Source organism: Stenotrophomonas geniculata (assembly GCF_034508895.1).
Lineage (GTDB): Bacteria > Pseudomonadota > Gammaproteobacteria > Xanthomonadales > Xanthomonadaceae > Stenotrophomonas > Stenotrophomonas geniculata.
The window spans coordinates 2314125-2340390 of the sequence record NZ_CP140571.1; the positions used below are offsets into that span (position 1 = coordinate 2314125).

The following is a 26266-nucleotide window of genomic DNA, read 5'->3' on the forward strand; positions in this document are numbered from 1 at the left end:
GCGTGGATCATGCCTGCGGCTCCTGAAGCGATCCGTCGCGCAGTGCGCGCTGCTCGCGGCGGCGGGCAAGCCATTCGGAGAAGCGCTCCATGTACAGGTAGATCACCGGCGTGGTGTACAGGGTCACCAGCTGCGACAGCAGCAGGCCGCCGACGATGGCGATGCCCAGCGGGCGGCGCAGCTCCGAGCCGATGCCGGTGCCCAGCGCCAGCGGCAGCGCGCCGAGCATTGCCGCGGCGGTGGTCATCATGATCGGACGGAAGCGCAGCAGGCAGGCCCGGCGGATCGCTTCATGCGCATTGGCACCGGCGCGGCGCGCCTCGATCGCGAAGTCCACCATCATGATGCCGTTCTTCTTGACGATGCCGATCAGCAGCACGATGCCGACGATGCCATCCACCGACAGGCTCAACCCGCACAGCATCAGCGCCAGCAGCGCGCCGACACCGGCCGGCGGCAGCGTGGAGATGATCGTGATCGGGTGGATGTAGCTCTCGTAGAGCACGCCCAGCACGATGTAGATCACCACCAGCGAGGCCAGCAGCAGCCACACCACATCGGTCTGGCTGCCGGTGAATTCGGCGGCCTTGCCGATGAATTCGGCATGCAGGTGTGCCGGCATGTCCAGGCTGTCCTTGGTCTCCTGGATCGCACGCACGGCGTCGGACAGCGAATAGCCCGGCGCCACGTTGAACGAGACCGTCACCGCTGGCAGCTGCTGCTGGTGGCTGACCACCAGCGGCGCACTGCTGACCTTGCCTTCGGCCAGTGCCGAGAGCGGAATGATGCTGCCGGCGCCGACGGTGATGCCGGTGTTCTGCGCGCCGATGCCGGTAGCCGTCGATGAATTCGACGAGGTGACCTGGCCGAAGCTGGTGGCATTGGTACCGGTCAGCGCACCGGCACCATTGGAGGCAACGGCCAGCTGTTCCATCAGCGCGGTGCTGGTGCGGAACTCCGGCGCCACTTCCAGTACAACCCGATACTGGTTGAGTTCGGTGAAGATGGTCGAGATCTGGCGCTGGCCGAACGCATCGTAGAGCGTGTCGTCGATGGTCTGCATCGGCACGCCCAGCACGCTGGCCTTGTCGCGGTCGATGTTCAGCTCGAGGGCGCGGCCCTGGTTGGACAGGTTGTTGTCGACGTCAGCCAGTTCCGGGCGCTTGCGCAGCGCTTCGGTCAGGCGCGTGGCCTGGGTGGCCACCGTCGCCGGATCGACGTCCGACAACGAGTACTGGTACTCGGTGGCGGCCACGCGGGTGTCCAGGGTTACGTCCTGTACCGGCTTCAGGTACAGCGCCACGCCCGGAACACCGGCCACCGCCTTCTGCAGGCGCGGCAGGATCTCATCCAGGCCATCGCGCTCGCCGCGTTCCTTCAGCACGATCGACAGCTGGCCCTGGTTGAGCGTGGGATTCATGCTGCCCGCGCCAATGAAGGCCGACACGCCGGTCACATCCGGATCCTGGCGCAGCGCTTCGGCGACCTGCCTGGTGCGCTGCTCCATCTGCGGGAAGGCGATGTTCTGGTCGGCCTGCACCACGCCGGTGATCAGGCCGGTGTCCTGTTCGGGCAGCAGGCCCTTGGGAATCAGCACGTACAGCAGCACGGTCAGCACCAGTGCGCCGCCGGCCACGGCCAGGGTCAGGCGCTGGTGGCCCAGCACCCAGTCCAGGCTGCGCTCGTACAGGCCGACGGTGCGCGTCCACAGGTTCTGCGTGCCGGCCGCCGCCGCACGCTCATGCGCGTCCTCGCCCTCGGGCAGGGCGTCGGGCTTGAGCAGGTAGGCGCACATCATCGGGGTCAGCGTCAGCGAGATCAGCATCGACAGGACGACGGCGATGCTCAGCACCCACGCGAACTCATGGAACAGGCGGCCGGTGACGCCGGGCATCAGCAGCAGCGGCAGGAACACTGCCACCAGCGACACGGTCAGCGACAGCACAGTGAAGCCGATCTGGCGCGCACCGATCTCGGCCGCTTCCTTGCCACTCTTGCCCTGCTCGATGTAACGCACGATGTTCTCGATCATCACGATCGCATCGTCGACCACGAAGCCGGTGGCCACCACCAGCGCCATCAGCGAGAGGTTGTCCAGCGACATGCCGGTGAAGGCCATCACCGCGAAAGTGCCCGCCAATGACAGTGGCACGGCCACCGAGGGAATGATCGTGGCCCACAGCCGGCGCAGGAACACGAAGATCACTGCGACCACCAGGCCGATGGTGAGGATCAGGGTGAACTGCACTTCATGCACCGAGGCGCGGATGGTCTCGGTACGGTCGTTGAAGATCTCCAGGTGCACGTCGGCTGGCAGCACGCCCTGCAGCTGCGGCAGGATCGCGCGGATGCGCTCGACGGTCTGCACGATGTTGGCGCCGGGCTGGCGCCGCACTTCCAGCAGCACCGCCGGCTTGCCATCGGCCCAGGCGGCCAGCTGGTCGTTCTCCACGCCATCAACCACTTCGGCCACGTCGGACAAACGCACCGGACGGCCGTTCTTGTAGCTGATGATGGTGTCGCGGTACTCGGCGGCACTGGTGAGCTGGTCGTTGGTACCGATGCTGTAGGACTGGGTCTTGCCGTTCAGTGAACCCTTGGGTGCATTGACGTTGGCCTGGGTCAGCGCGCTGCGCAGCTCTTCCAGGGTCAGGCCCATGTTCGACAGCTGCGCCGGATTGACCTGGATGCGCACGGCCGGACGCACGTTGCCGGCGATCGAGACCAGGCCCACGCCCTGTACCTGCGACAGGCGCTGGGCGAGGATCGAGTCAGCGTAGTTGTTGACGTCGCGCAGCGGCCGCGTATCGGAGGTCAGCTTGAGGGTGACGATGGCCGCGTCGGCCGGGTTCACCCGGTTGTAGACCGGCTGGTAGGGCAGCGACGAGGGCAGGGTGGCCTGGCGGATCGCCGCCTGTACGTCCTGCGCGGCGATGTCGATGTTCCGGTCCATCGAGAACTGCAGGATGATCGTGGACAACCCGGCCGACGAGTCGGAGGTCATCAGCTCCAGCCCGGAGATCTGACCGAACTGGCGCTCCAGCGGCGTGGTGACCAGCGAGGCCATGGTGGTGGCGTTGGCGCCAGGGTACTGGGTGGTGACCACCAGGCTGGGCGCATCGATTTCCGGCAGCGCCGACACCGGCAGCTTGCGGTAACCGAGGATGCCCAGCAGCAACAGGCCCGCCATCAACAGCGAGGTGGCGATGGGGCGGCGGATGAAGATCGTCGAAAAGCCCACGGACTGATCCTTGCTGGCACTTCAATGGCAGCGCCGGCAGGCTTGCCGGCGCGGGAAGGTCAGTAGCCTGCGCTCAGCGCGGGCCACCACCGCGACGGCCACCGCCGCCGTTCTTCTGCTCGGCGGCCTTCAGTTCGGCCTCGGTCGGTGCGACCGGGGTCTCGCCCGGCTTCAGCGCGGTGACCTTGCTGCCCGGCTTCAGGCGGAACTGGCCTTCGCTGACCACGCGCTCGCCGCCCTTCAGGCCTTCGGCGATCTGCACCTGGCTGTCACCCACTTCCACGCCGCTGCGCACGGTCTGCATCTTCACCGTGTTGTCGCCCTGCACGACATAGACGTACTCGCCATCCGGCCCGCGCAGTACGGCCTGGGTCGGAATGACCACGCCGCCGGCAATCGTGCGCAGCTGCATGCGCACGTTGACGAACTGGCCCGGCCACAGGCCGTTGTCGGTATTGTCGAAGATCGCGCGTGCCTTGAACGTGCCGCTGTCGGCACTGATCAGGTTGTCGACCACGTCCAGCTTGCCGTCACCGGACAGCACGTGCGAATCGGCGCGGTCCAGCGCTGCCACCGGCACCGCACCGGCGGCCTGTGCCTGGCGCACGTCGCCGAGCTGGCGCTCGGGCAGGTTGAACAGCACGTGGATCGGATGGATCTGGGTCAGGGTGACCAGCGCGGTGCCGGCGTTGACCACGTTGCCGGCGTCGACCGCACGGATGCCGGCGATGCCGGTGATCGGCGCGGTGACCTTGGTGTACTGCAGCTGCACCTGCGCCGAGCGCATGCTGGCCTCGTTCGCCGCGACTGCGCTTTCGTACTGTGCCACTTGGTTTCGCTGTGTATCCAGATCGGTCTTGGCGACGAACTGGCGATACTCCGGCGCGTTCGAGCGCTGGTAGTTGGAACGCGCGGTGGCCAGCAGCGCCTCGTTCTGGCGCTTGGATGCCACCGCCTGGTCATAGCTGGCCTGGGCGGTGCGCGGGTCGATCACCGCCAGCACATCGCCCTTCTTCACTTCCTGGCCTTCGCGGAAGTTCAGGCTCATCAGCTGTCCGCCCACCTGCGGGCTGACGGTGACGGTGTTCATTGCCGTCACCGTGCCCAGCGCGCTGGCATAGACCGGCACGTCCTGGCGTGCCGCATCCACCACGGTGACCGGCACCGGGCCGGCATCCGGGTCTTCACCGCCCTGGCGCGCAGCTGCTGCCGCGCCACCGGCCTTTTCCTTGCCGCCGCCAAGTACGCGCAGGCCGACCACGGCCAGCACCAGTACCGCCACGACCAGCAGCACGATCTTCCAAACACGTGACATTCAAGGACTCCAAGAGGGCTGGACGGGGCGCGGCCCCGGTGGGCAATGCGCAAAGCATACCTGCGCCACATCACGTTTCCTGCATGACGGATGGGACGGGCGCTATGACCGGATCTGGCCGCGGAGGTTCCCGTGGCGGCGGCGTTGCCCTACATTCAGCTGGAACCCCCTTTGCCGTGGAGATTGCGATGCGCCGTTCGCTGCTGCTGTCCGCCCTGCTGCTGGCCCTGCCGGTCCTTGCCCATGCCCAGGACGGGCAACGCCCCGAAGTGACCGCCGCCGCCCAGCGCCTGCAGGCCAAGGTGGTCGAATGGCGCCGTGACTTCCATCAGCACCCGGAGCTGTCCAACCGCGAGGTGCGAACCTCGGCCGAGGTCGCCAAGCGCCTGCGTGCGATGGGCCTGAAGCCGAAGACCGGCATCGCCCACCACGGCGTGGTGGCGATCATCGAAGGCGGCAAGCCCGGCCCGAAGATCGCCCTGCGCGCGGACATGGACGCGCTGCCGGTGACCGAACAGACCGGCCTGCCGTTCGCCTCCAAGGCCACCGACCAGTACCGCGGGCAGACCGTGGGCGTGATGCATGCCTGCGGCCATGACGCGCACACCGCCACCCTGCTGGGCGTGGCCGAAGCATTGGTCGCGATGAAGAAGGACCTGCCGGGTCAGGTGATGCTGATCTTCCAGCCGGCCGAAGAAGGCGCGCCGCCGCCGGAAGAGGGCGGTGCCGCACTGATGCTGAAGGAAGGCCTGTTCGCCGACTTCAAGCCGGAGGCGGTATTCGGCCTGCACGTGTTCTCCAGTGTGCAGGCCGGACAGATCGCGGTGCGCGGTGGCCCGCTGATGGCGGCCTCGGACCGTTTCGGCATCAAGGTGATCGGCCGCCAGACGCACGGCTCGGCGCCGTGGAACGGGGTTGATCCGATCGTCGCCACCGCCGACCTGGTGGGGACCGCGCAGACCATCGTCAGCCGCCGCGCCAACCTGTCCAAGCAGCCTGCCGTGCTGACCTTCGGCGCGATCAACGGCGGCATCCGCTACAACATCATTCCCGACGAAGTGGAGATGGTCGGCACCATCCGCACCTTCGACGAAGGCATGCGCCAGCAGATCTTCGCCGATCTGCGCAACGTGGCCGAACACACGGCGGCCGCGCATGGCGCCAAGGCGGTGACCGACATCTACGAATCGGAGGGCAACCCGGCCACGGTGAACGACCCGGCACTGACCGCGAAGATGCTGCCGAGCCTGCAGGCGGTGGTGGGCAAGGACAACGTGTACGAGCCGCCGCTGCAGATGGGTGCGGAGGATTTCTCGCTGTACGCGAAGGAAGTGCCGGGCATGTTCTTCTTCGTCGGGTCCACCAGCGTGGGCATCGACCCGGCGACGGCGCCGGCCAATCATTCGCCGAAGTTCCTGCTGGATGAGAAGGCGCTGGATGTGGGATTGCGCGCGTTGCTGCAGGTGAGCCTGGATTACCTGCACGGTACCGGCACTCCGGCGGGGTAAGGGTTACCGGCAGGGCTTGCAGCCCTGCACCCGCTCAAATCAACGTCAACGTCAAAAGCGTGCATTCCGTGGGATGGCGGGGTGGGTCCGGTTGAGGGGGACGCCGTAAACCCGTCCCTGGGGGCTTGGCCGCGGCATCCATGCCGCGGACACCCCCTCAACCGGACCCACCCCGCCTTCGACAGTTTCCTGCTGCTGTCAGAACGACATCCTGCTTTGGTAGGTGTCGACCTTGGTCGACACGGTGGACGTCATGAACGTCTGAAGGATCGGCTTTTGATTTTGATTTTTCTGATCCTTCCCGTGGTGGCGCAGGAAACTGTCCGTGGCCGGGAGGGTGGGTTGGCTGGGGGCGTGAGCCGCATGGATGCGGCGACCGAGCTTACATGGACGTACTTGCAGCGGCCCCCAGCCAACCCACCCTCCCGGCCGACCCCGAGATCCTGCCCTGAACCACCACGGAGGGGCTCCGCCGTTGGCCGGCCCGGCCGAAGGCCCGCCGTCCGCGCGATACAATGACGCCCATGAACACCCCACAGGATTCCAGCCTCGGTCGCGAGGTCAGTTACCCGTCGCAGTACGATCCCGGCCTGCTGTTCCCCATCCCCCGCAGCGGCGCCCGCGCCGAGATCGGCCTCGATGACGCCGCGCTGCCGTTCGTCGGCCACGACCGCTGGCACGCCTTCGAGCTGAGCTGGCTCGACCCGCGTGGCAAGCCGCAGGTCGCCGTCGCCACCGTGCAGGTGCCATGCACCTCGCCGCGGTTGATCGAATCGAAGTCGTTCAAGCTGTACCTCAATTCCCTCAACAGCACCCGCATCGACAGCGCCGAGGCTCTGCGCGCGCGCATCGTGGCGGATCTGTCGGCCTGCGCCGGTGCGCCGGTCCAGGTCGAGTTCGGCCTGCCGGGCCTGCGTGAGACGCCGCTCGGTGAATCCATCGACGGACTGGACGTGGAGATCGACTGCTACGGTCCACCGCAGGCGGACTTCCTCGCCGCCGATGCGGGTGAGGTGGTGGAAGAGACCCTGGTCTCGTCGCTGCTGAAGTCCAACTGCCCGGTCACCGGCCAGCCGGACTGGGCCACGGTCAGCCTGCGTTACCGCGGGCCGAAGATCGACCGTGCCGGCCTGCTGCGCTATCTGGTCAGCTACCGCGAGCACGCCGAGTTCCACGAGCAGTGCGTTGAGCGGATCTTCAGCGAGGTGACTTCGCGCTGCCAGCCGCAGTGGCTGGAAGTGGAGGCCCGCTATACCCGCCGTGGTGGCCTGGACATCAATCCCTGGCGCGCCAGTCCCGGCATCGCCGCCCCGGCTGCGACCTACCGCGAACTGCGCCAGTAACCGTCGCAGGCGGTTACGGGTAGCGCCGGGCCACGCCCGGCGAGCGCAGCGGCCACCTTCCGCCCCGATTGTTCAGCCGCCCCCGGGGGCGGCTTCACATCTGCACCATCCCCATTTAACAACCTCCATGGCACCGTGCGAACCACGTAGTCATGCAGACGGGAGTTGTGGATGAGTACCGAGAAGAAAGCCGATTTCTCCGGCGTCAGTGGCAGCGTCGACAGTACCGCCGAGCAGGTGCCGAAGGCGGACTTCTCCGGCGTCAGCGCCTCGGTGGACAGCACCGCAGACGTTGTCAGCGGCGGCACCTATACCGTGCAGAAGGGGGACTCGCTGTCGAAGATCGCCAAGCAGCATCTGGGCGACGCCAATGCCTGGAAGAAGATCTTCGAAGCCAACCGCGATGTGCTTGATGACCCGGACAAGATCTTCCCGGGCCAGACCCTGAAATTGCCGCCGAAGTAAGCCGGCCGAACGTCGTCCGACAATCCCTGGGAGGAACCCCGAATGATCAAGACCACCCCGCTCCAGACCGCCCTGATCGCCGCCCTGCTGGGCAGCGTCGCCTTGGTCGGTTGCAAGAAGAAAGAAGAGTCGACCGACAACAATGCCGCTCCGGCAGCGACCGCTCCGGCCGAACCGGCAGCACCCGCACCGATGACCGGCGCGCCGCCGCCGATGGCCGAAGCTGCTGCAGTGAGCGTCTCGGCGGTCACCGTCGGCAAGACCGCAGCCGCCGACAAGTCGGTTGCGACCACGGCGTTGTTCGCACCGAAGGACGACATCATCGTTTCGGTCAAGACCGACGGTGCCGCCAACAACGTCACCGTTGGCGCGAAGCTGACCTACCAGGACGGCCAGGTGGCCGGCGAACAGAACGCCACCCTGAACACCAGCGGTGCGGAAACCACCAACGTCACGTTCAAGAATGCAAAGGGCTGGCCGGCCGGCAAGTACCGCGCCGAGGTCACCGTCGATGGCAAGGCGGCCGGAACGCCGCAGGAGTTCGAGGTCAAGTAAGTCCTGCCGACTCTCTCCCGGCAGGGCTCACGATGGACGCAGCCGCGAGGCTGCGTCCTTTTTTATTGGGCGACGATTGGCCCCATCCACGCATGGCGTGGAGCTACTGACAACCGGGCCGCGCTTCATCCACACGGTGTGCGGATGGATCACAGCGTTGCCGGCATGCAGTACCACTGCGTATGGCGCGGCTTTGCCCCGCGCGGCTGAAAACGCGACAATGCAGGGGTTTCCCCGCCGCGCGCCCACCCTGACGGCGACGGGGGAAAGCGACACGGTTGCACGTGGCCCGGCGCTGGCGCCGGCCTTCCCCTGAGCATTGCTACAGAGTCCAAGTCCCCCATGTCCAAGATCCTCTACACGCTGACCGACGAAGCCCCGTTCCTGGCCACCCAGTCGCTGCTGCCGATCGTCGGCGCCTACACCGCCACCGCAGGCATCGTGGTGGAAACCCGTGACATCTCGCTGTCCGGCCGCATCCTGTCGCTGTTCCCGGAACTGCTCAGTAACGCGCAGAAGGTCAGCGACGACCTGGCCGAGCTGGGCCAGCTGGCGACCACCCCGGACGCCAACATCATCAAGCTGCCGAACATCTCCGCCTCGGTGCCGCAGCTGAAGGCGGCCATCAAGGAACTGCAGGACCAGGGCTATCCGCTGCCGGATTACCCGGAAACCCCGGCCGACGACCAGCAGCGCGACTACAAGGCGCGCTACGACAAGGTCAAGGGCAGTGCGGTGAACCCGGTGCTGCGCGAAGGCAACTCCGACCGCCGCGCACCGCTGTCGGTGAAGAACTACGCGCGCAAGCATCCGCACCGCATGGGCGCCTGGGCGTCGGATTCGAAGTCGCACGTCGCGCACATGGCCGCCGGTGATTTCTACGGCAGCGAGAAGTCGGCCACCCTGGCCAACGCCGGTGCGCTGAAGATCACTTTCCACGGCAAGGACGGCAGCACCGTCGTGCTGAAGGAAAAGACCGCGGTCAAGGCCGGCGAGATCGTTGATGCCGCGGTGATGAGCCGCAAGGCGCTGGCCGCGTTCATCGCTGAGCAGATCGCCGATGCCAAGGCCCAGGGCGTGCTGTTCTCGCTGCACCTGAAGGCGACCATGATGAAGGTCTCCGACCCGATCATGTTCGGCGTGGCGGTCAACGAGTTCTACAAGGACGTCCTGGCCAAGCATGCCGACGTGCTGAAGCAGGCCGGTTTCGATGCCAACAACGGCATCGGTGACCTGGCTGCGCGCCTGCCGTCGCTGCCCGAAGCCACCCGCGCTGCGATCGAAGCCGACCTGGCTGCCGAGTACGCACAGCGTCCGGGCGTGGCCATGGTCAACTCGGACAAGGGCATCACCAACCTGCACGTGCCGAGCGACGTGATCGTCGACGCCTCGATGCCGGCGATGATCCGCGACTCCGGCAAGATGTGGAATGCCGAAGGCAAGCTGCAGGACACCAAGGCCGTCATTCCGGACCGCTGCTATGCCGGCATGTACCAGGCCGTCATCGACGACTGCAAGGCGCACGGGGCCTTCGACCCGGCCACCATGGGCTCGGTGCCGAACGTCGGCCTGATGGCGCAGAAGGCCGAAGAGTACGGCTCGCACGACAAGACCTTCCAGATCGCCGCCGATGGCGTGGTCAAGGTCACCGACGACGCTGGCACCGTGGTGTTCGAGCACGCTGTGGAAGCCGGTGACATCTGGCGCATGTGCCAGACCAAGGACGCGCCGATCCAGGACTGGGTCAAGCTGGCCGTCGAGCGCGCCCGCCTGAGCAGCACCCCGGCCGTGTTCTGGCTGGATGCCGCCCGCGCCCACGACGCGCAGGTCATCGCCAAGGTCGAGCAGTACCTGAAGAACCACGACACCAACGGCCTGGACATCCGCATTCTGCCACCGGTGGAAGCGACCTCGTTCTCGCTGGCCCGCATCCGCAAGGGCGAGGACACCATCTCGGTGACGGGCAACGTGCTGCGCGACTACCTCACCGACCTGTTCCCGATCATGGAGCTGGGCACCAGCGCCAAGATGCTGTCGATCGTGCCGCTGATGGCCGGTGGTGGCCTGTTCGAGACCGGTGCCGGTGGTTCGGCGCCGAAGCACGTGCAGCAGTTCGTCGAAGAGGACTACCTGCGCTGGGATTCGCTGGGTGAGTTCCTGGCCCTGGCCGCCTCGCTGGAACACCTGGGCAACCGCTACGACAACGCTGCCGCCCGTGTGCTGGCCAAGGCGCTGGACGAAGCCAACGGCCAGTTCCTGGACAACGACAAGTCGCCGTCGCGCAAGCTGGGTGGCATCGACAACCGTGGCAGCCACTTCTACATCGCGCTGTACTGGGCCCAGGCCCTGGCCGCGCAGGACGAAGATGCTGCACTGAAGGCGCGCTTCGCTCCGCTGGCCAAGGCACTGACCGACAACGAGCAGAAGATCGTTGAAGAGCTGATCGCGGTGCAGGGCAAGGCCGTGGACATCGGCGGCTACTACCGCCCGGACGTGGCCAAGGCCAGCAAGGCGATGCGCCCGAGCGCGACCTTCAACGCCGCGCTGGAGCAGCTGCGCGGCTGATCCGTCGCCGTTCGGTCGTGACCCCGGAACCCGCGCTTCGGCGCGGGTTTCTTTTTGGCGGCCCCATTCGACCCGCGTCCAGAATCGTGACATCCGTTGGCTGTCGGAATGCCGTCAAAGCGGCATGAAACTTGCCCGCGATGGCTGTCGCAGAACCGATCGGACACCGTCTGCAACCGCTTCCGATCTGAGCAGTCGATCACGACGGCTGCCGCTGGCGATGTCCTAGCCTTGGCGACGCGAGGCCACCGGGGAGGTGGCCGCACGGGGAACACGGATGGCACGCGTGCTGGTAGTGGGAACCGACATCCAGGGCGAGCAGGCCCTGCTGCAGCGGCTACGCGTAGCATCGGCGCTGCCGGACGGCCAGATCCGCCGCAGCCAGGATCTGGACGATTGCGACCTGCTGGTCATCCGCGATACGCCGGCACTGCGCAACGCGGCCTTGCGCATGCGCCAGCAACGCCCGCGACTGCAGTGCTGGATCGAGGATCTGGGGGGCCAGCTGCGCGACGGCGATGGCCATCAGGACATACTTGATGACGGTGCCATCGGCCGCGCCCTGCGCGGGATGCAGTTGGCAGTGGAGCCCCTGACCATGCACGCACCCGCACCGATCCGCCTGGCTGATGGTGCGCATGCCATCACCCGTCTGCTGCGCGAGCGGCTGCCGCTGCGACAGGGGAAGGCACTGCTGAGTGACGCGGGTGACCCCGTCCTGCTGATGGACCTCGAGCATGACCAGGCCGTGCTGCTGCAGGAGCCCGCGAGCGCGCTGGTGGAGCGTTTGGCCGATGCCTTCGAGCGCCTGCAGCTGGATGCGCTCACGCCGGCTCGCCTGCAGGCCCTGGCCGGTGAGCGGCCGCGCCAGCCACTGCGGCCCCTGCTGTGGCAGTGGGCACAGCGCAGCCGACATTGGCAGGCACTGGACGAACGCCTGCGTGGCGCCTCGGTGAAGGTGCTGCGCTGGCCGGATTTCCGCGTGCTGGGTCACGACCACGATGGCTTCCGCCTGTGTTCGCTGCTGCTCAAGCGCGCGTGCACGGTTGAAGAATGCGCGATGCTGCTCGAGTTGCCGGCTGCGGCGGTGCGTGATTTCATCCATGCCGCCTATCTCTGCGGTTACGCACAGTTGCAGAGCGCCCCGGCGGCACCGATGACGGCACTACGCGGCAATGGCACCGACAACGGCCTGCTTGCCCGCCTGTGGCGCCACCTGCGTGGGAGCGAGCGCAATGCGTGAGCACAAGGTGGTCGTGCTCGGTGGCATGGGCAGCGGCAAGTCGACACTCGTGCGCAGCATCGCGGCCGGGGCGGTGATCGACACCGATGTGGCCAACAGTGATCGCCTCGGTGCCGACAAGGCCTCCACCACCGTCGCGCTGGACTACGCAGACATCGACCTGCCCAACGGCGAACGCCTGCGGCTCTACGGGACACCCGGCCAGCAGCGCTTTGATTTCCTGTGGCCGATCCTGCTGCAGGGTGCACGTGGTGCGGTGCTGCTGCTGGACGCGCGCCGTGCCGGGTTGGCCGGCGAGCTGGAGGACTACCTGCAGGTGCTGCAGCCGTTCGCAGCGTCATTGGCGCTGGTGGTGGCGGTCACCCATCTCGACCAGGCGCCGCACGCTGCGCTGGACGACTGGGCTGCACGCGCCAGCCTGGATGATCAACCGCTGCCTTTGCTGGCGGTGGATGCCCGCGACCGCGAACAGGGATTGCTGCTGATGGATGTACTGATGAGCGAAATGGAAGCGCACGCACTGGTGGCCGCGCATGGCTGACGGGCAGATGGCGGTGCTGCCCGATGCCGGCCAGCGTGCGCGCCTGCAGCCGCTGCTGCAGGACCTGCAGCAGCGGGTGGAAGGCGTGCGCACGGTAGTGCTGGCCAGTGTCGATGGCTTTGCCCTGGTCAGCGCTGGTGCCGAAGGGCGCGGCGAACGGCTGGCGGCAATGACCAGCGCGATGCTGGCGCTGGCCGCGGCGGTCGGGCGCGAACTGCTGCTGGGGGATCTGCAGACGCTGATGCTGGAGGCGGCCGGCGGCAAGGTGCTGATGCTGGCGATCCAGGCCGAGGGACGTGCACCGCTGCTGCTGATGGCGGCCTGCGACCAGCGCAGCGTGATCGGCCAGGTGCTGTGGCAGAGCAGGGAATGTGGCCAGGCGATCCTGGCCGAACTCGGCGGATCGTGAGCCCGGCCGCAGGGGAACGAGGGGCTCGAACCAACATCGACAAGGGGTGCGACGTGGCTGGATTGAATGAATCGTTGAACGCACTGATGGGCATCGACGGCGCGCAGGCAGTGGCGCTGGTCGACTACGAAAGCGGCATGCTGCTGGGCGAGGCCGGTGCCGGCATGGACATGGAAGTGGCCGCCGCCGGCAACACCGAAGTGATCCGCGCCAAGATGAAGACCGCCGCGTCGCTGAACCTCAACGACAGCATCGAGGACATCCTGATCTCGCTGGGCAAGGCGTACCACATCATGCGCCCGGTGGCGAAGAAGAAGGGCTTGTTCTTCTACATCGTGCTGGACCGTACCAAGTCCAACCTGGCGCTGGCCCGGCGCAAGGTGCAGGACGTGGAGGCCGAACTGGCGATCTGAGCCATTGGCTTCGGTAGAGTCGAGCCCGCCCGACTGCTCTTTGCAACTGTAGAGCCGAGCCATGCTCGGCTGCTTCTGCCTGGATCAGCCGAGCATGGGCTCGGCTCTACACAAGCAACCCCACGCCAGCGTATGGTAAAGCCGGTCTTCCCGGGTGAGCCATGCATGTCCAAGCCTGACATCGCTACCGAGCTGGCGCCGCGTATCGCCGGTGCCATCCGCGATGGTTTCGAGCAGTACCATGCCCGCTTCGCGGCGATCACCGCGCGGGCGCGGCAGCGCTTCGAGCAGCGCGACTGGGCCGGTGCGCGACAGGATGCGGTTGAGCGCATCGCCCTCTACGATCTGTGCATCGCCGAGCAGATGGATGCGTTGCGCCGCCTCGCCGGTGACGCGATCGGCGAGCGCGCGCTGTGGCTGCAGGTGCACGCCGGCTACAGCGCGTTACTGCAGGGCCTGATCGACGCCGAGCTGTACAAGACCTTCTACAACACGCTGTCGCGGCGCCTGTTCGCTACCCGCGGCGTGGACCCGGCGCTGGAATTCATTGCTTTCGACGTCGAGCCGTCCGATGCGATCACCCATCCCGTCGCGCGGCATACCTATGCCGTCTCGCCGACGCGGCCGGTGGAGGCCCTGCAACGCGTGTTGGCCGACTATCGTTTCGACATTCCGTACGCGCACCAGCTGCGCTGCGCGGCGGCCATCGCCGTGCGCCTGCAGGATGATCTGGCCCACTGGGGTGACACGCCGGTGCGCAGCATCGAGCTGCTCGATACCGTGTTCTACCGCGAGCGCCGCGCCTATCTGGTTGGACGTGTATTCGGCGAGCACCGCTTCTCACCCTGCGTGATTGCCCTGGTCAACGACGCGCGCGGCCTGCGTGCCGATGCGGTGCTGACCCGGCGCCGTGATGTTGCCCATCTGTTTGGCGTATCGCGCAGCTACTTCCAGGCCGATCTGGGTACGGTGGGCGATGCCGTGGTGTTCCTGCGCAGCCTGCTGCCGGGCAAGCCCATCGATGAGATCTACACGGTGCTGGGACGTGCCAAGCAGGGCAAGACCGAGCGCTACCGCACGTTCTTCCGCCACTTCAACGAGCACCCGCAGGAGCGGCTGGTGCATGCCGAAGGCACGCCGGGCATGGTCATGGCGGTGTTCACCCTGCCCAGCTATCCGCTGGTGTTCAAGCTGATCCGCGACCGTTTCGCGTGGCCCAAGGCGATGTCGCGGCAGCAGGTGGAAGAGAAGTACGCGCTGGTGTTCAATCTCGATCGTGTCGGCCGCCTGCTCGATGCGCAGCCCTATCGTCATCTGCGCTTTCCGCGCGCGCGTTTCGCGCCGGCCCTGCTGGACGAACTGCTGCAGCAGTGCGCGCAGAGCGTACGCGTTGATGGCGATGAGGTGGAGATCGCACTGTGCTACGTGCAGCGCCGTTTCCGTCCATTGAACCTGTACCTGCGCGAGCAGGGCGGGGAGGCGGTACGTGCAGCGGTGCTCGACTACGCGCAGGCGATCACCGACATGGCGCGCAACAACATCTTCCCCGGTGACATGCTGCCGAAGAACTTCGGTGTATCACGGCACGGCCGGGCCGTGTTCTACGACTATGACGAGCTGTGCCTGGTCAGCGACTGCGTGTTCCGTGCGTGGCCGCAGCCGCGTACGCCGGAGGAGGCCATGGCCGACGAGCCCTGGTTCCATGTTGGCCCGCGCGATGTGTTTCCCGAGCGCTTCGGTCCGTTCATGGGCCTGCCGGCTGCGGAGCTGGCAGCCGTGCGCGAGCACTACCGGCACCTGTTCGACCTGGGCTGGTGGCAGGGCCTGCAGGAACGCTTCGCACGAGGGGACTATCCGGATACGCCGCCCTATGCGGGTGCACACCGGCTGGCCTGAGCCGGCTGTCATGGGTATTGGGACTGAGGTACGCTCGCTGTTCATCACCAAGGATCCGGCAATGATGCGTTCCCCACTGTTTCTCGCCCTCGCGCTGGCCGTCGGTGCCGGCGCCCCCCTGCTTGCAGGTGACGCCACTGCGCAGACCGCACGCGCTGTACGTGCGACTGCGGAAATGAGCATGGTGCTGTCCGGTCATATCGAGGTCACGCCGGAGGGCGCGGTCAGTTCGCTGGTGCTGGACCAGAAAGCCATGGTCGCCCCGGGCATCGCCTCCTTCGTCGAAGGCACCATCGGTGGCTGGCGCTTCGAGCCCACGCTGCGTGATGGCCAGGCGGTGGCCACGCGGGCCCCTTTGCGCGTTCGCCTGCGCGGCAAGGCTGCGGCCGACGGCGGTTATGAAATCAGCATGACCAGTGTCGACTTCAGCGAGTACGATCCGAAGGCCACTGGTTCGGTGACCCCGCTGCACATGACACCGCCGCGCTACCCGGAGGCGGCCTACCGTAACGGTGGCCAGGGTGAGGTGCTGCTGCTGGTCAAGGTGGCGCGTGACGGAACAGTGGCCGACGTGGCCGCCGAGCAGGTGAACATGGCTGTGGTCGCGTCCGAGCGGACCCTGGCCAAGATGCGCGACATCCTGGCCAGAGCCAGCGTCAGCACCGCCCGCACCTGGACCTTCAAGCCACCGACCACCGGCGAGGACAGCACCCGGGACAGCTGGACGGTTCGCATCCCGGTGAACTTCGCCCTGAACCATGATCCCAATGCAGAGGCGGAACGCTATGGCCGCTGGCGCGCTTTCATTCCGGGGCCGCGGCAGAGCGTGCCGTGGCACGAGGCCGACCCGGTCGAGCAGGCCGGCAGCGATCTGCTGCCGGAAGGCGGCGTCTACATGGTGGACGGCGCCAAGCGCGGCCTGCGCCTGCTGACCCCGCTGCAACAGAGCTGAGACCCGCTGCGGAGCCGGGCAGCCCGGCTCCGCGTCAGTCGGCGTACGGGTAGACCACCACCCGGTTGCGGCCCTGTTCCTTGGCCATGTACAGCGCCTTGTCGGCCAGCCGCAATGCCTGCTCGGCGTCGACATGGAAGCTGGGGAAGTGGGCCACGCCCAGCGATACGGTGATGGTGCCGACCGGTTCGAACCGATGGTCGGCGATGTGCTGGCGCAGGCGTTCACCGGCCTGACGGGCCGATTCAGTACTGATGCCCGGCAGCAGCAGCAGGAATTCCTCGCCACCAGCGCGGCAGAGGATATCGCTGTCGCGCGAGTAGCGGCGCATCTGGTCGGCGATGTGGACGATGGCGTTGTCGCCGACGTCATGCCCGTAACTGTCGTTGATCGACTTGAAGCAATCGATGTCCAGCGCCAGGATCGCAAACGGAATGCCCTGCACCTGCAGCGCGTCCAGCGCCTGCTGCAGCCCGCGGCGGTTGAGCAGGCCGGTCAGCGGGTCGGTGCGGCTGGCACGGTTGAGCGTGCCGATACGATCCTGCAGGGCATTGAAGCTGTGCAGCACGGCCTGCTTGAGCTGGGCGACCTCGAAGTACCAGGCGCGGATGCCGCTGACATGGTTGATCGCATTGCCGGTGTCCTCGCCGCCCTGCACATTGCGCGCCAGCTGCCACAGCGGCATCGAAATGCGGCGCGCAAACCACCAGGTAACCAGCAGCGACAGCAGGCCGAGCGGAATCGCATTCCAGATCACCGCGGTCATCAACCGTGACAGCGGCTGCAGGGTGGCCTCGGTCGGGCGCTGGGCAATGATGCCCCAGCCAGTGGCCGCCACCGGCGCATAGCCGGCCAGCATCGACACACCACGGTTGTTGCGTACCTGCTGTGCGCCACGCTCCCCGCGCACCACGGCCTTCACCGCCGGGTTGCCGACCACGTAGTCACCCACCCGCTTGCCATCGGCGTGGTACAGCAGGCGGCCATTGCGGTCCACCACGTACAGGTAGGAGCCGTCGCGGTAGTAGTGCTTGCCCAGCAGCGTGTGCAGTGCGCTGCGCTGGCGCAGGTACAGGGTGCCGCTTACATAGCCGCGATAGCGACCCTGGCGGTCGAAGATCGGGTGCGACAGCGACACCAGCAGCTTGCCCGTGGCCGACTGGTAGGGATCGCTGATCATCGGCTGGCGCGCCGCCAGTGCCGCGTTGTTGCCGACACTGTGCAGCACCTCACCCTGCAGCTGCAGGGTCTGCGGCGAGGTGGCGATCACCAGGCCGTCGGCGTCCACCACCAGCGAGGAGTTGAAGCTGCTGGACTGCAGTTGCAGGCGGCTGGCTTCATCCTGGGCCTGCTTCGGATCGAGGTCGTGCTCGCCCAGGCGGGTCGCGGCATAGGCCAGCTGCTGCTGCGCAGCCAGCAGGAAGTTCTGGGTGGTCTCGGCCAGCTTGGTGGCATAGACGCGGTTGGCTTCCAGGGTGTTGCCGACCAGCTGGTCGCGCTGCACCCGGTAGCTGGCCAGCAGGGTGTTGGCCAGGGCGATGATGGCACTGAGCAGGGCCAGGGCGAGGATCAGCTTGCCCAGGTTGAGGCGGGGAGACAGCGTTCGCATGCGTCGACGGATCCGGCAGGAGGCTGGACCCGACCGGTTCTCCGGAAGGGGCGACAGCGGGAATCGGTGGCCAGGCCGTCAGGGCCGGGCAGGGGCCGGCGGATTATCGCCAAAAGTGGGCGGCGGCGAAGTGAAGTGCGTCGCCCTGCAGGCAAAAAAAAAAACCTGCCGCAGCGAGCGGCAGGTTTCTTCCGATGCAGCGCCGTGGATCAGCGCTTCATCGAACCGAAGAACTCGTCGTTGGACTTGGTGTTCTTCATCTTGTCGAGCAGGAACTCCATCGCAGCCATTTCATCCATCGGATGCAGCAGCTTGCGCAGGATCCAGATCTTCTGCAGCAGTTCCGGCTCGATCAGCAGGTCTTCGCGGCGGGTGCCCGAACGGTTGATGTCGATGGCCGGGAACACGCGCTTTTCAGCGATACGGCGGCTCAGGTGCACTTCGCTGTTGCCGGTGCCCTTGAACTCTTCGTAGATCACCTCGTCCATCTTCGAGCCGGTGTCGACCAGCGCGGTGGCGATGATGGTCAGGCTGCCGCCTTCTTCCACGTTACGCGCGGCACCGAAGAAGCGCTTCGGGCGGTGCAGGGCGTTGGCGTCCACGCCACCGGTCAGCACCTTGCCCGAGCTCGGCACCACGTTGTTGTAGGCACGGGCCAGGCGGGTGATCGAGTCGAGCAGGATCACCACGTCCTTCTTGTGCTCGACCAGGCGCTTGGCGCGCTCGATGACCATTTCGGCCACCTGCACGTGGCGCGCGGCCGGCTCGTCGAAGGTCGAGCTGATGACCTCGCCGCGCACGGTGCGCTGCATTTCGGTCACTTCTTCCGGGCGCTCGTCGATCAGCAGCACGATCAGGTGCACGTCCGGGTGGTTGGTGGTGATGGCAGTAGCGACCTGCTGCATCATCATGGTCTTGCCGGCCTTCGGCTGCGACACGATGAGCGAGCGCTGGCCCTTGCCCTGCGGGGCCATCAGGTCGAGGATGCGGCCGGTGATGTCTTCCGACGAACCGTTGCCACGCTCCAGGGTGAAGCGGCGGCGCGGGAACAGGGCGGTCAGGTTCTCGAACAGCACCTTGTTCTTCGACGCTTCGATCGGCTCACCGTTGATGGTGTCGACGATGTTCAGCGCGAAGTAGCGCTCGCCGTCCTTCGGGAAGCGGATGCGGCCGGAGATGTGGTCGCCGGTGCGCAGGTTGAAGCGGCGGATCTGGCTGGGCGAGATGTAGGTGTCGTCCGGGCCGGCCAGGTAGCTGGCTTCGGCCGCGCGCAGGAAGCCGAAGCCGTCCGGCAGGATTTCCAGCACGCCGTCGGCGGCGACGCCGTCACCGTGGCGGGTCAGCACCTTCAGCAGGGCGAAGATCACATCCTGCTTGCGGGCGCGGGCCACGCCTTCGGAGATCTGCAGCTGCTCGGCGATTTCCAGCAGCTTCTGTGCCGGCATGCGCTTGAGGTCGCTCAGCGAGTAGACCGGGAAGCCCTCGGGCACGTTGGCGTGCGGGCGCGGCACGAACGGCTGCTGCTCGCCGCCGTCGTTGGGCAGGCCATCGTCGCGGAAGCGGTTGTTGCGGTCACGGTCGCGGCGGTTGCGGAAGCGGTCGCGGCGGTTGCCCTGGCCTTGCCCCTGGCCCTGCTGGCCGTTCTGGTTGTACGGGTTCTGGCCCTGGTTCTGGCCGCCCCCCTGGTGGTTCTGCTGGCGCGGCTGGCCGAATTCGCGACCCTCACCGCCTTCGCCGCCGCCACTGCTGGCAGGGGCCTCGGCGGCGGGCGCGCTCGGTGCGGGGGCAGCAGCCGGTGCCTCGGGCGCGGCGGCCAGCGGCAGGGTCGGCTGCGCCGGAGCGGCGCTGGTTTCGGCGGCTGCCGGGGCGGCGGCCTTGCTCACGCGGGGCTTGCGCACGCGCTTTTCGGCGGGCGCATCGGCGCTGCCGGTTTCGGAAGTGTTATCGGACAAGAGCGTTATTCCTCGCTTGAAGGTGCGAGCGCCCGGCTGGGGCGGCGAACGTTGGGAATGGGTCTGGAGGAAACTGCGTCCAGAGGGTGCGGCACGCGAACGCGGCCGGATATGCCGACACTATCATCGGCCTGCGGCGCCGTGCAAGGGCTGCCGGGAACAGCATTCATCATGGGCGCGGGACGCCCGCCGGCAGCCGCGGTCGGCGGCTGCCGGAGAACAGCAGGAATCAGGCCAGGGCCTTGTCCAGCAGGCCGGCCAGCTGGGCCTTGCCCACCGCACCGATCTGCTCGCCAACCTTCTCGCCGTCCTTGAACACGACCAGGTACGGAATCGAACGCACGTGGTACTTGGCGGCCAGCGCACGGTTGTGGTCGACGTTGACCTTGGCGATCTTGGCGCGGCCCTGGTAGGCATCGGCCAGCTCGTCCAGCGCCGGGGCGATCATCTTGCACGGGCCACACCACTCGGCCCAGAAATCGACCAGCACCGGTTCCTTGGAATTCAGCACTGCACTATCAAAGTCGGCGTCGCCGACATGTACAACCTTGTCGCTCATCTTGGTTTCTCGTCTTGGATTGCACCCGGCCATGCCGGAGGTGGGTGAACTGGGCCATGCCCGGTGGCGCGACCCTCGTCGTTGCCTCGCGGCGCACTGCCGCGGTGCGTTCGGCGGGATGCCTGGACGCTCACGGCCGGCAGTGTACCCCTATCGCAGGGCAGGGACAGGCGCCGGCTGGAACCCAGCGTATCGTGATCGCTTCGATGCCTGGTATGTGTCGGATTTCACTGTCTTCCTGTACATGGGGCTGGCAGTGGGCGACACCAGCGGGCCTGGCAGGGCCGTTCAAGTCCGGTGTGGCTGGGTGAAGGGCGTCGTCTCTTGACTTTATGAGACAGGTCATTCCGGTTTGCTGGCCCGAGTGCGTTAAACTGGGGCATTGTGCGGCGCACGGACCGGGTGGTCCCAGCCTGCCAACCCGCCGCAGGGGCCGCAGTTTGCGACGGTGCCCCTAGACGCTGAAGTGCCAGCCGCCCCACGGGCCGGCGGCCATACCAAGACGGACTCATGAGCGACAAACCGCTGACCGATTTGACCTTTTCCTCCTTCGAGCTGCACCCGGCCCTGCAGGCCGGTCTTGAAGGAGCCGGATTCACCCGTTGCACCCCGATCCAGGCGCTGACCCTGCCCGTCGCGCTGCCCGGTGGTGATGTTGCCGGCCAGGCTCAGACCGGCACCGGCAAGACCCTGGCCTTCCTGGTCGCTGTCGTGAACCGCCTGCTGACGCGTCCGGCCCTGGCCGACCGCAAGCCGGAAGATCCGCGCGCGCTGATCCTCGCCCCGACCCGCGAACTGGCCATCCAGATCCACAAGGATGCGGTCAAGTTCGGTTCCGATCTGGGCCTGCGTTTCGCGCTGGTCTACGGCGGCGTGGATTACGACAAGCAGCGCGAACTGCTGCAGCAGGGCGTGGACGTGATCATCGCCACCCCGGGCCGCCTGATCGACTACGTGAAACAGCACAAGGTGGTGTCGCTGCACGCCTGCGAGATCTGCGTGCTGGACGAAGCCGACCGCATGTTCGACCTGGGCTTCATCAAGGACATCCGCTTCCTGCTGCGCCGCATGCCCGAGCGCACCACCCGCCAGACCCTGCTGTTCAGTGCCACCCTCAGCCATCGCGTGCTGGAGCTGGCCTACGAGCACATGAACGAGCCGCAGAAGCTGGTGGTCGAAGCCGAGACCATCACCGCCGCGCGCGTGCGCCAGCGCATCTACTTCCCGGCCGACGACGAGAAGATCCCGCTGCTGCTGGGCCTGCTGTCGCGCAGCGAAGGCGCGCGCACCATGGTCTTCGTCAACACCAAGGTGTTCGTCGAGCGTGTGGCGCGTTCGCTGGAAAAGGCCGGCTACCGCGTGGGCGTGCTGTCCGGCGACGTGCCGCAGAAGAAGCGTGAGAGCCTGCTCAACCGCTTCCAGAAGGGCCAGCTGGAAATCCTGGTGGCCACCGACGTGGCTGCGCGCGGCCTGCACATCGACGGCATCAAGTACGTCTACAACTACGACCTGCCGTTCGATGCCGAAGACTACGTGCACCGCATCGGCCGCACCGCGCGCCTGGGCGAAGAGGGTGATGCGATCAGCTTCGCCTGTGAGCGCTATGCAATGGGCCTGCCGGACATCGAGGCCTATATCGAGCAGAAGATTCCGTCCGAGCCGGTGACCAAGGAACTGTTGACCCCGCTGCCGCGCCCGGAACGCCCGGCCCCCGCAGCAGGCGAGGAAGGCGAGGACAACGAAAGCGTCGGCCAGATCTTCCGCGAAGCGCGCGAAGCCCGCGCCGCCGAGGAAGAGCGTCGGGGCGGTGGCCGTAGTGGCGGCCGTTCAGGCGGTGGTGGCCGTGGTGGTCGCGACGGTGAGCGCAGCGGCGAGCGCCGTTCGCGTGGCCCGCGCAAGCCGCGCGTGGAGGGCGAACAGGGCGCTGCCGCCCCGGCCGCCGGTGCCGAAGGCGCCGTTGCCCAGGCCCCGCGTCCGCCGCGCCCGCCGCGCGCCGAAGGCGCACCGGAAGGTGCGGTGGACGGCGAGCACAAGCCGCGCAAGCGCCGTCGTCGTCGCCACGGCCGTCCGGTCGAAGGTGCCGAGGGCGTGCAGAGCGCTGCCGGCAATGGCGCCAGCCCGGTCACCCCGGTGCAGGTGGTGGCCAAGCCGGTGCGTACCGCCGCTGATACCGGTGATTCGTTCCTGACCCGCATTGGCCGCAAGATCCGCCGGATGCTGTCGGGCAACTAAGCCGCCGATGGTGGGTGCGGACCTTGGTCCGCACTGAGCCGAGCATGGGCTCGGCTCTACAGCCCCCATGCCGCCCTGTAGAGCCGAGCCTACGCTCGGCTGCTCCCGCGGCTATCACCAATCGCGCCACCATCTCCACGACGTCGCGCCGGTCCTGCATAATCGGGGCATGAGTGTCCTGCGCTTCGACAATGTCAGCAAACAGTACGCCGGTGGCCACGAGGCACTGACCGATGTCAGCTTCGAGGTCGCGCCGGGCGAGATGCTGTTCGTCACCGGCCATTCCGGTGCGGGCAAAAGCACCCTGCTCAAGTTGATCCACCTGGACGAGCGGCCCAGCCGCGGTGCGGTGGTGTTCGACGAGCGCAACCTGCTGAAGGTGCGTGGCGGCGACGTGCCCCGCCACCGTCGCGCGGTGGGTGCGGTCTACCAGGACCATCGCCTGCTGATGGACCGCTCGATCGCCGAGAACGTGGCGTTGCCGCTGATCCTGCGCGGCACCCGCCGTGGCGACATCAACAAGCGCGTGCGCTCGGTGCTGGAGCGGATGGGCCTGGGCCATCGCGAGAAGGCGCTGCCCTCGCAGCTGTCGGCCGGCGAGCAGCAGCGCGTCGGCATCGCCCGCGCCATCGTCGGCGAACCCAAGCTGCTGGTGGCCGATGAGCCGACCGGCAACCTCGACCCGACCCTGGCCGCGGAGATCATGGCCCTGTTCGCCGAGCTGCCCTCGCGCGGCACCAGCGTGCTGGTGGTCAGCCACGATCTGCCGCTGCTGCGTCGCATGCGCAAGCGCGTGCTGATCCTCGACCACGGCCGGCTGGTGGATGACATCTCGCCGCAGGACCTGGCGGAGTAACGCATGGCGAAGAACGAAAACAGCGAAGCCGCCGCGCCCTCGCGCGTGGGCGTCTGGTTCCAGCACCACGTGCACAGCGTGGTGTTCAGCCTTGGCCGCGCCTGCCGCAAGCCGTGGGCGACCCTGCTGACGGTGATGGTCATGGCGCTGGCACTGGCCCTGCCGCTTGGCCTGTCGATCGCGCTGGACAACCTCAAGCAGTTCGCCGGCAGCGTGCAGCAGTCGCGCGACATCAACGTGTTCCTGAAGGGCAACGTCGATGGTCCCGGCGCACTGCGCCTGGCCGGCCAGCTGCGCGACCGCGACGACGTGGCCGAAGTGAACGTGCGCACGCCCGAGCAGGGCCTGCAGGAACTGCGCGATGCCGGCCTCGGTGAGGCGATCGACGCACTCAACGACAATCCATTGCCCTCGCTGCTGGTGATCACCCCGGGCCAGGGCAAGGACGACGCACGCCTGGCGCGCGCGCTGGAGAGCCTGCCCGAGGCCGACCTGGTGCAGCACGACGCACTGTGGCGCCAGCGTCTGGATGCCTGGCTGGCGTTCGGCGCACGGCTGGTGCAGGTGCTGTCGGTACTGCTCGGCGTGGGCGCCGCGCTGGTGGTCGGCAACACCGTGCGCCTGGATATCCAGGCGCGTCGCGAAGAGATCGGCGTGCTGCAGCTGCTCGGCGCCAGTGATGGCTTCATTCGCCGCCCGTTCCTGTACCTGGGCGCGTGGTATGGACTGGGTGCCGGCGCGGTGGCGCTGGCCCTGATTGCTGCGGCCGGCGCCGCCCTGCGCGTGCCGCTGGCCGAACTCTCGCGCAGCTACGGCAGCCCGTTCGTGCTGCATGGCCTGGACCTGCTGCATGGCAGCCTGGTCCTGCTCGGCACGCTGCTGCTGGGTTGGCTGGGCGCGTGGCTGGTGACCGGCCATTTCCTGCGCCAGACCCGCCCGACCGACACCTGAGACCGGCATGCAACCGCAAGCGCTGAAGCACCTTGAAGGGCCCGCGACGCGGGTGATGGTGGTCGACGGGTCGAAGCTGGTCCGCAAGCTGATCGCCGACGTCCTGCAGCGTGACCTGCCTGGCGTGGAGGTGATCGGCTGCGACAGCATCGAAGACGCGCAGCAGGCGCTGGCGCAGGGCCCGGTCGACCTGGTGACGACCTCGCTGACCCTGCGCGATGGCGACGGCCTGGCGCTGGCGCGGATGGTGCGCGAAGCGGCGGGCCAGGCCTATGTGCCGGTGATCGTGGTCTCCGGCGATGCTCAGCAGCACCTGGAGCAGCGCCGCTTCACCGAGTACGTCACCGACTATTTCGACAAGGCGCTGGGCCACGAGGCACTGGCGACCTTCGTCCGTGGCTATGTGCAGCCGCAGACCATTCCCGGCGCCACCATCCTCTATATCGAGGACAGCCGCGTGGTCGCCGAGGCCACCAAGCGCATGCTTGAGCGACAGCAGTTGAACGTGCTGCACGTGGTCAGCGCCGAAGAGGCGTTCACCCTGCTCACCGCCGAGTCGCTGGGCCGCAGCCGCCATCGCATCGACCTGGTGCTGACCGACGTCACCCTGAAGGGCGAGCTGAGCGGCCGCGACGTGGTGCAGCGCGTGCGCGTGGACTTCGGCTACGGCAAGCGCCGCCTGCCGGTGCTGGTGATGACCGGCGATGGCAACCCGCACAACCAGACCGGGCTGCTGCAGTCCGGCGCCAACGACCTGGTGCTCAAGCCGATTGAAGAACGGCTGCTGGTCACCAAGGTGCTGTTCCAGCTGCGCCTGGCCCGATTGAACGATGGACCCCTGATTCGATGATGGATGAAGTAGCCGGCACCCCGACGATCCAGCTGGAACCGAGCTGGAAACAGCATGTCGGCGATTACCTGATGCAGCCGCAGATGCGTGAGCTGTCCAGCTTCCTGCGCCAGCGCAAGGCCAGTGGTGCGGCGGTGTTCCCGCCCGGTCCGCAGATCTTCGCCGCGTTCGATGCCACGCCATTCGAGCAGGTGAAGGTGGTGATCCTCGGCCAGGACCCGTACCACGGCCGTGGCCAGGCGCATGGCCTGAGTTTCTCGGTGCCGCCGGGCGTGCCGGTGCCGCCGTCGCTGCTGAACATCTACAAGGAAATCGAGAGCGATCTCGGTATCCCGCGCCCGGACCACGGCTGCCTGATCCCGTGGGCGCAGCGCGGCGTGCTGCTGCTCAATGCCGTGCTGACCGTGGAAGAGGGCAAGGCCGGTGCGCACCAGGGCCGTGGCTGGGAGGGCTTCACCGACCACGTGGTGGACGTGCTCAACCGCGAGCGCGAAGGCCTGGTGTTCATGCTCTGGGGCGCCTATGCGCAGCAGAAGGGCAAGGTCATCGATACCCGTCGCCATCGCGTGCTGAAGTCGCCGCACCCGTCGCCGTTGTCGGCCCACCGTGGCTTCCTGGGTTGCCGGCATTTCTCGATGGCCAACGAGTACCTGCAGCGTCGCGGCCAGGCCCCGGTCGACTGGTCGCTGCCGCCCCATTCGGCGCTCTGAGCGGCGGTGCCGGTCCGGGGCTGAACGCCGGGCAACGTTTCCGGCCTGAATGGGCGTCCGGGGACGGCCTGTTCAGCTAACCTTGACCGGAATCGGCCGGT

The 26266-nt window shown here is 67.2% G+C and carries 21 protein-coding genes; 16 read left to right on the forward strand and 5 right to left on the reverse strand.

Annotated features, from left to right (window positions below):
- Positions 1–7: 7 nt before the first annotated feature.
- Together RI032_RS10720 and RI032_RS10725 are read right to left on the reverse strand one after the other, a co-directional pair.
- On the reverse strand, positions 8–3241 hold the full coding sequence (locus RI032_RS10720) for an efflux RND transporter permease subunit (protein WP_322546987.1): 3234 nt from the start codon (positions 3239–3241) through the stop codon (positions 8–10).
- A gap of 73 nt (positions 3242–3314) precedes the next feature.
- A complete protein-coding gene (locus RI032_RS10725) occupies positions 3315–4556 on the reverse strand; it encodes an efflux RND transporter periplasmic adaptor subunit (RefSeq protein ID WP_010481017.1) in 1242 nt (413 codons plus the stop codon).
- Positions 4557–4744: 188 nt separating this feature from the next.
- Here RI032_RS10725 and RI032_RS10730 point away from each other — a divergent pair, with 188 nt between their 5' ends.
- The 11 genes from RI032_RS10730 to RI032_RS10780 all read left to right on the forward strand — a co-directional run bounded on the left by RI032_RS10730 (position 4745) and on the right by RI032_RS10780 (position 16446).
- Positions 4745–6064, forward strand: coding sequence for a M20 family metallopeptidase (locus RI032_RS10730; RefSeq protein WP_053443604.1), 1320 nt, complete (start codon positions 4745–4747; stop codon positions 6062–6064).
- Positions 6065–6588: 524 nt separating this feature from the next.
- Entirely contained in the window at positions 6589–7407 is an 819-nt protein-coding gene (queF, locus tag RI032_RS10735) for an NADPH-dependent 7-cyano-7-deazaguanine reductase QueF (RefSeq protein WP_057502420.1), read from the forward strand.
- Positions 7408–7578: 171 nt separating this feature from the next.
- The gene (locus RI032_RS10740; protein WP_005419771.1) at positions 7579–7872 is read left to right on the forward strand and encodes a LysM peptidoglycan-binding domain-containing protein; all 294 of its coding nucleotides are present in this window, start codon (positions 7579–7581) and stop codon (positions 7870–7872) included.
- 42 nt (positions 7873–7914) lie between these two features.
- The gene (locus tag RI032_RS10745) at positions 7915–8427 is read left to right on the forward strand and encodes a hypothetical protein (protein WP_019336714.1); all 513 of its coding nucleotides are present in this window, start codon (positions 7915–7917) and stop codon (positions 8425–8427) included.
- Between the two features lie 342 nt (positions 8428–8769).
- Positions 8770–10992 carry an NADP-dependent isocitrate dehydrogenase gene (locus RI032_RS10750; protein ID WP_322546988.1) on the forward strand — a complete coding sequence of 741 codons (2223 nt, stop codon included), beginning with the start codon at positions 8770–8772 and terminating at the stop codon, positions 10990–10992.
- 277 nt (positions 10993–11269) lie between these two features.
- Positions 11270–12235 carry a hypothetical protein gene (locus RI032_RS10755; protein WP_322546989.1) on the forward strand — a complete coding sequence of 322 codons (966 nt, stop codon included), beginning with the start codon at positions 11270–11272 and terminating at the stop codon, positions 12233–12235.
- Positions 12228–12776: a GTP-binding protein gene (locus RI032_RS10760; protein WP_010481027.1), complete on the forward strand. Its 549-nt coding sequence runs from the start codon at positions 12228–12230 to the stop codon at positions 12774–12776. Before RI032_RS10755 ends, RI032_RS10760 begins: the two co-directional genes overlap by 8 nt.
- Positions 12769–13185: a roadblock/LC7 domain-containing protein gene (locus tag RI032_RS10765; protein WP_057502417.1), complete on the forward strand. Its 417-nt coding sequence runs from the start codon at positions 12769–12771 to the stop codon at positions 13183–13185. Before RI032_RS10760 ends, RI032_RS10765 begins: the two co-directional genes overlap by 8 nt.
- A gap of 53 nt (positions 13186–13238) precedes the next feature.
- Complete coding sequence (locus RI032_RS10770) at positions 13239–13598, forward strand: hypothetical protein (protein ID WP_005419760.1); 360 nt, start codon at positions 13239–13241, stop codon at positions 13596–13598.
- Positions 13599–13763: 165 nt separating this feature from the next.
- Positions 13764–15494: a bifunctional isocitrate dehydrogenase kinase/phosphatase gene (gene aceK / locus RI032_RS10775; RefSeq protein WP_322546990.1), complete on the forward strand. Its 1731-nt coding sequence runs from the start codon at positions 13764–13766 to the stop codon at positions 15492–15494.
- A 61-nt stretch (positions 15495–15555) separates the two neighbouring features.
- Positions 15556–16446 carry an energy transducer TonB gene (locus tag RI032_RS10780; protein ID WP_322546991.1) on the forward strand — a complete coding sequence of 297 codons (891 nt, stop codon included), beginning with the start codon at positions 15556–15558 and terminating at the stop codon, positions 16444–16446.
- Between the two features lie 34 nt (positions 16447–16480).
- Here RI032_RS10780 and RI032_RS10785 read toward each other — a convergent pair whose 3' ends face one another.
- The 3 genes from RI032_RS10785 to trxA all read right to left on the reverse strand — a co-directional run bounded on the left by RI032_RS10785 (position 16481) and on the right by trxA (position 20566).
- Entirely contained in the window at positions 16481–18055 is a 1575-nt protein-coding gene (locus tag RI032_RS10785) for a sensor domain-containing diguanylate cyclase (RefSeq protein ID WP_322546992.1), read from the reverse strand.
- Between the two features lie 209 nt (positions 18056–18264).
- Positions 18265–20007 (reverse strand): transcription termination factor Rho, encoded by a 1743-nt coding sequence (rho, locus tag RI032_RS10790; RefSeq protein ID WP_322546993.1) that lies wholly within the window; start codon positions 20005–20007, stop codon positions 18265–18267.
- 229 nt (positions 20008–20236) lie between these two features.
- Positions 20237–20566 carry a thioredoxin gene (gene trxA, locus RI032_RS10795; protein ID WP_005411275.1) on the reverse strand — a complete coding sequence of 110 codons (330 nt, stop codon included), beginning with the start codon at positions 20564–20566 and terminating at the stop codon, positions 20237–20239.
- 510 nt (positions 20567–21076) lie between these two features.
- On the opposite strand from trxA, the gene rhlB reads away from it, so the two are divergent.
- The 5 genes from rhlB (at position 21077) to ung (ending at position 26165) form a co-directional block, all read left to right on the forward strand.
- A complete protein-coding gene (gene rhlB / locus RI032_RS10800; protein WP_010481045.1) occupies positions 21077–22798 on the forward strand; it encodes an ATP-dependent RNA helicase RhlB in 1722 nt (573 codons plus the stop codon).
- Between the two features lie 169 nt (positions 22799–22967).
- Positions 22968–23654 (forward strand): cell division ATP-binding protein FtsE, encoded by a 687-nt coding sequence (gene ftsE / locus RI032_RS10805; RefSeq protein WP_005419728.1) that lies wholly within the window; start codon positions 22968–22970, stop codon positions 23652–23654.
- 3 nt (positions 23655–23657) lie between these two features.
- Positions 23658–24605 carry a permease-like cell division protein FtsX gene (ftsX, locus tag RI032_RS10810; protein WP_010481047.1) on the forward strand — a complete coding sequence of 316 codons (948 nt, stop codon included), beginning with the start codon at positions 23658–23660 and terminating at the stop codon, positions 24603–24605.
- A 7-nt stretch (positions 24606–24612) separates the two neighbouring features.
- Positions 24613–25455, forward strand: a complete 843-nt coding sequence (locus tag RI032_RS10815; protein WP_019338974.1) for a response regulator — start codon at positions 24613–24615, stop codon at positions 25453–25455.
- Complete coding sequence (ung, locus tag RI032_RS10820) at positions 25452–26165, forward strand: uracil-DNA glycosylase (protein WP_053443597.1); 714 nt, start codon at positions 25452–25454, stop codon at positions 26163–26165. The genes RI032_RS10815 and ung overlap by 4 nt, the downstream gene beginning before the upstream one ends.
- The last annotated feature ends 101 nt before the right edge of the window (positions 26166–26266 follow it).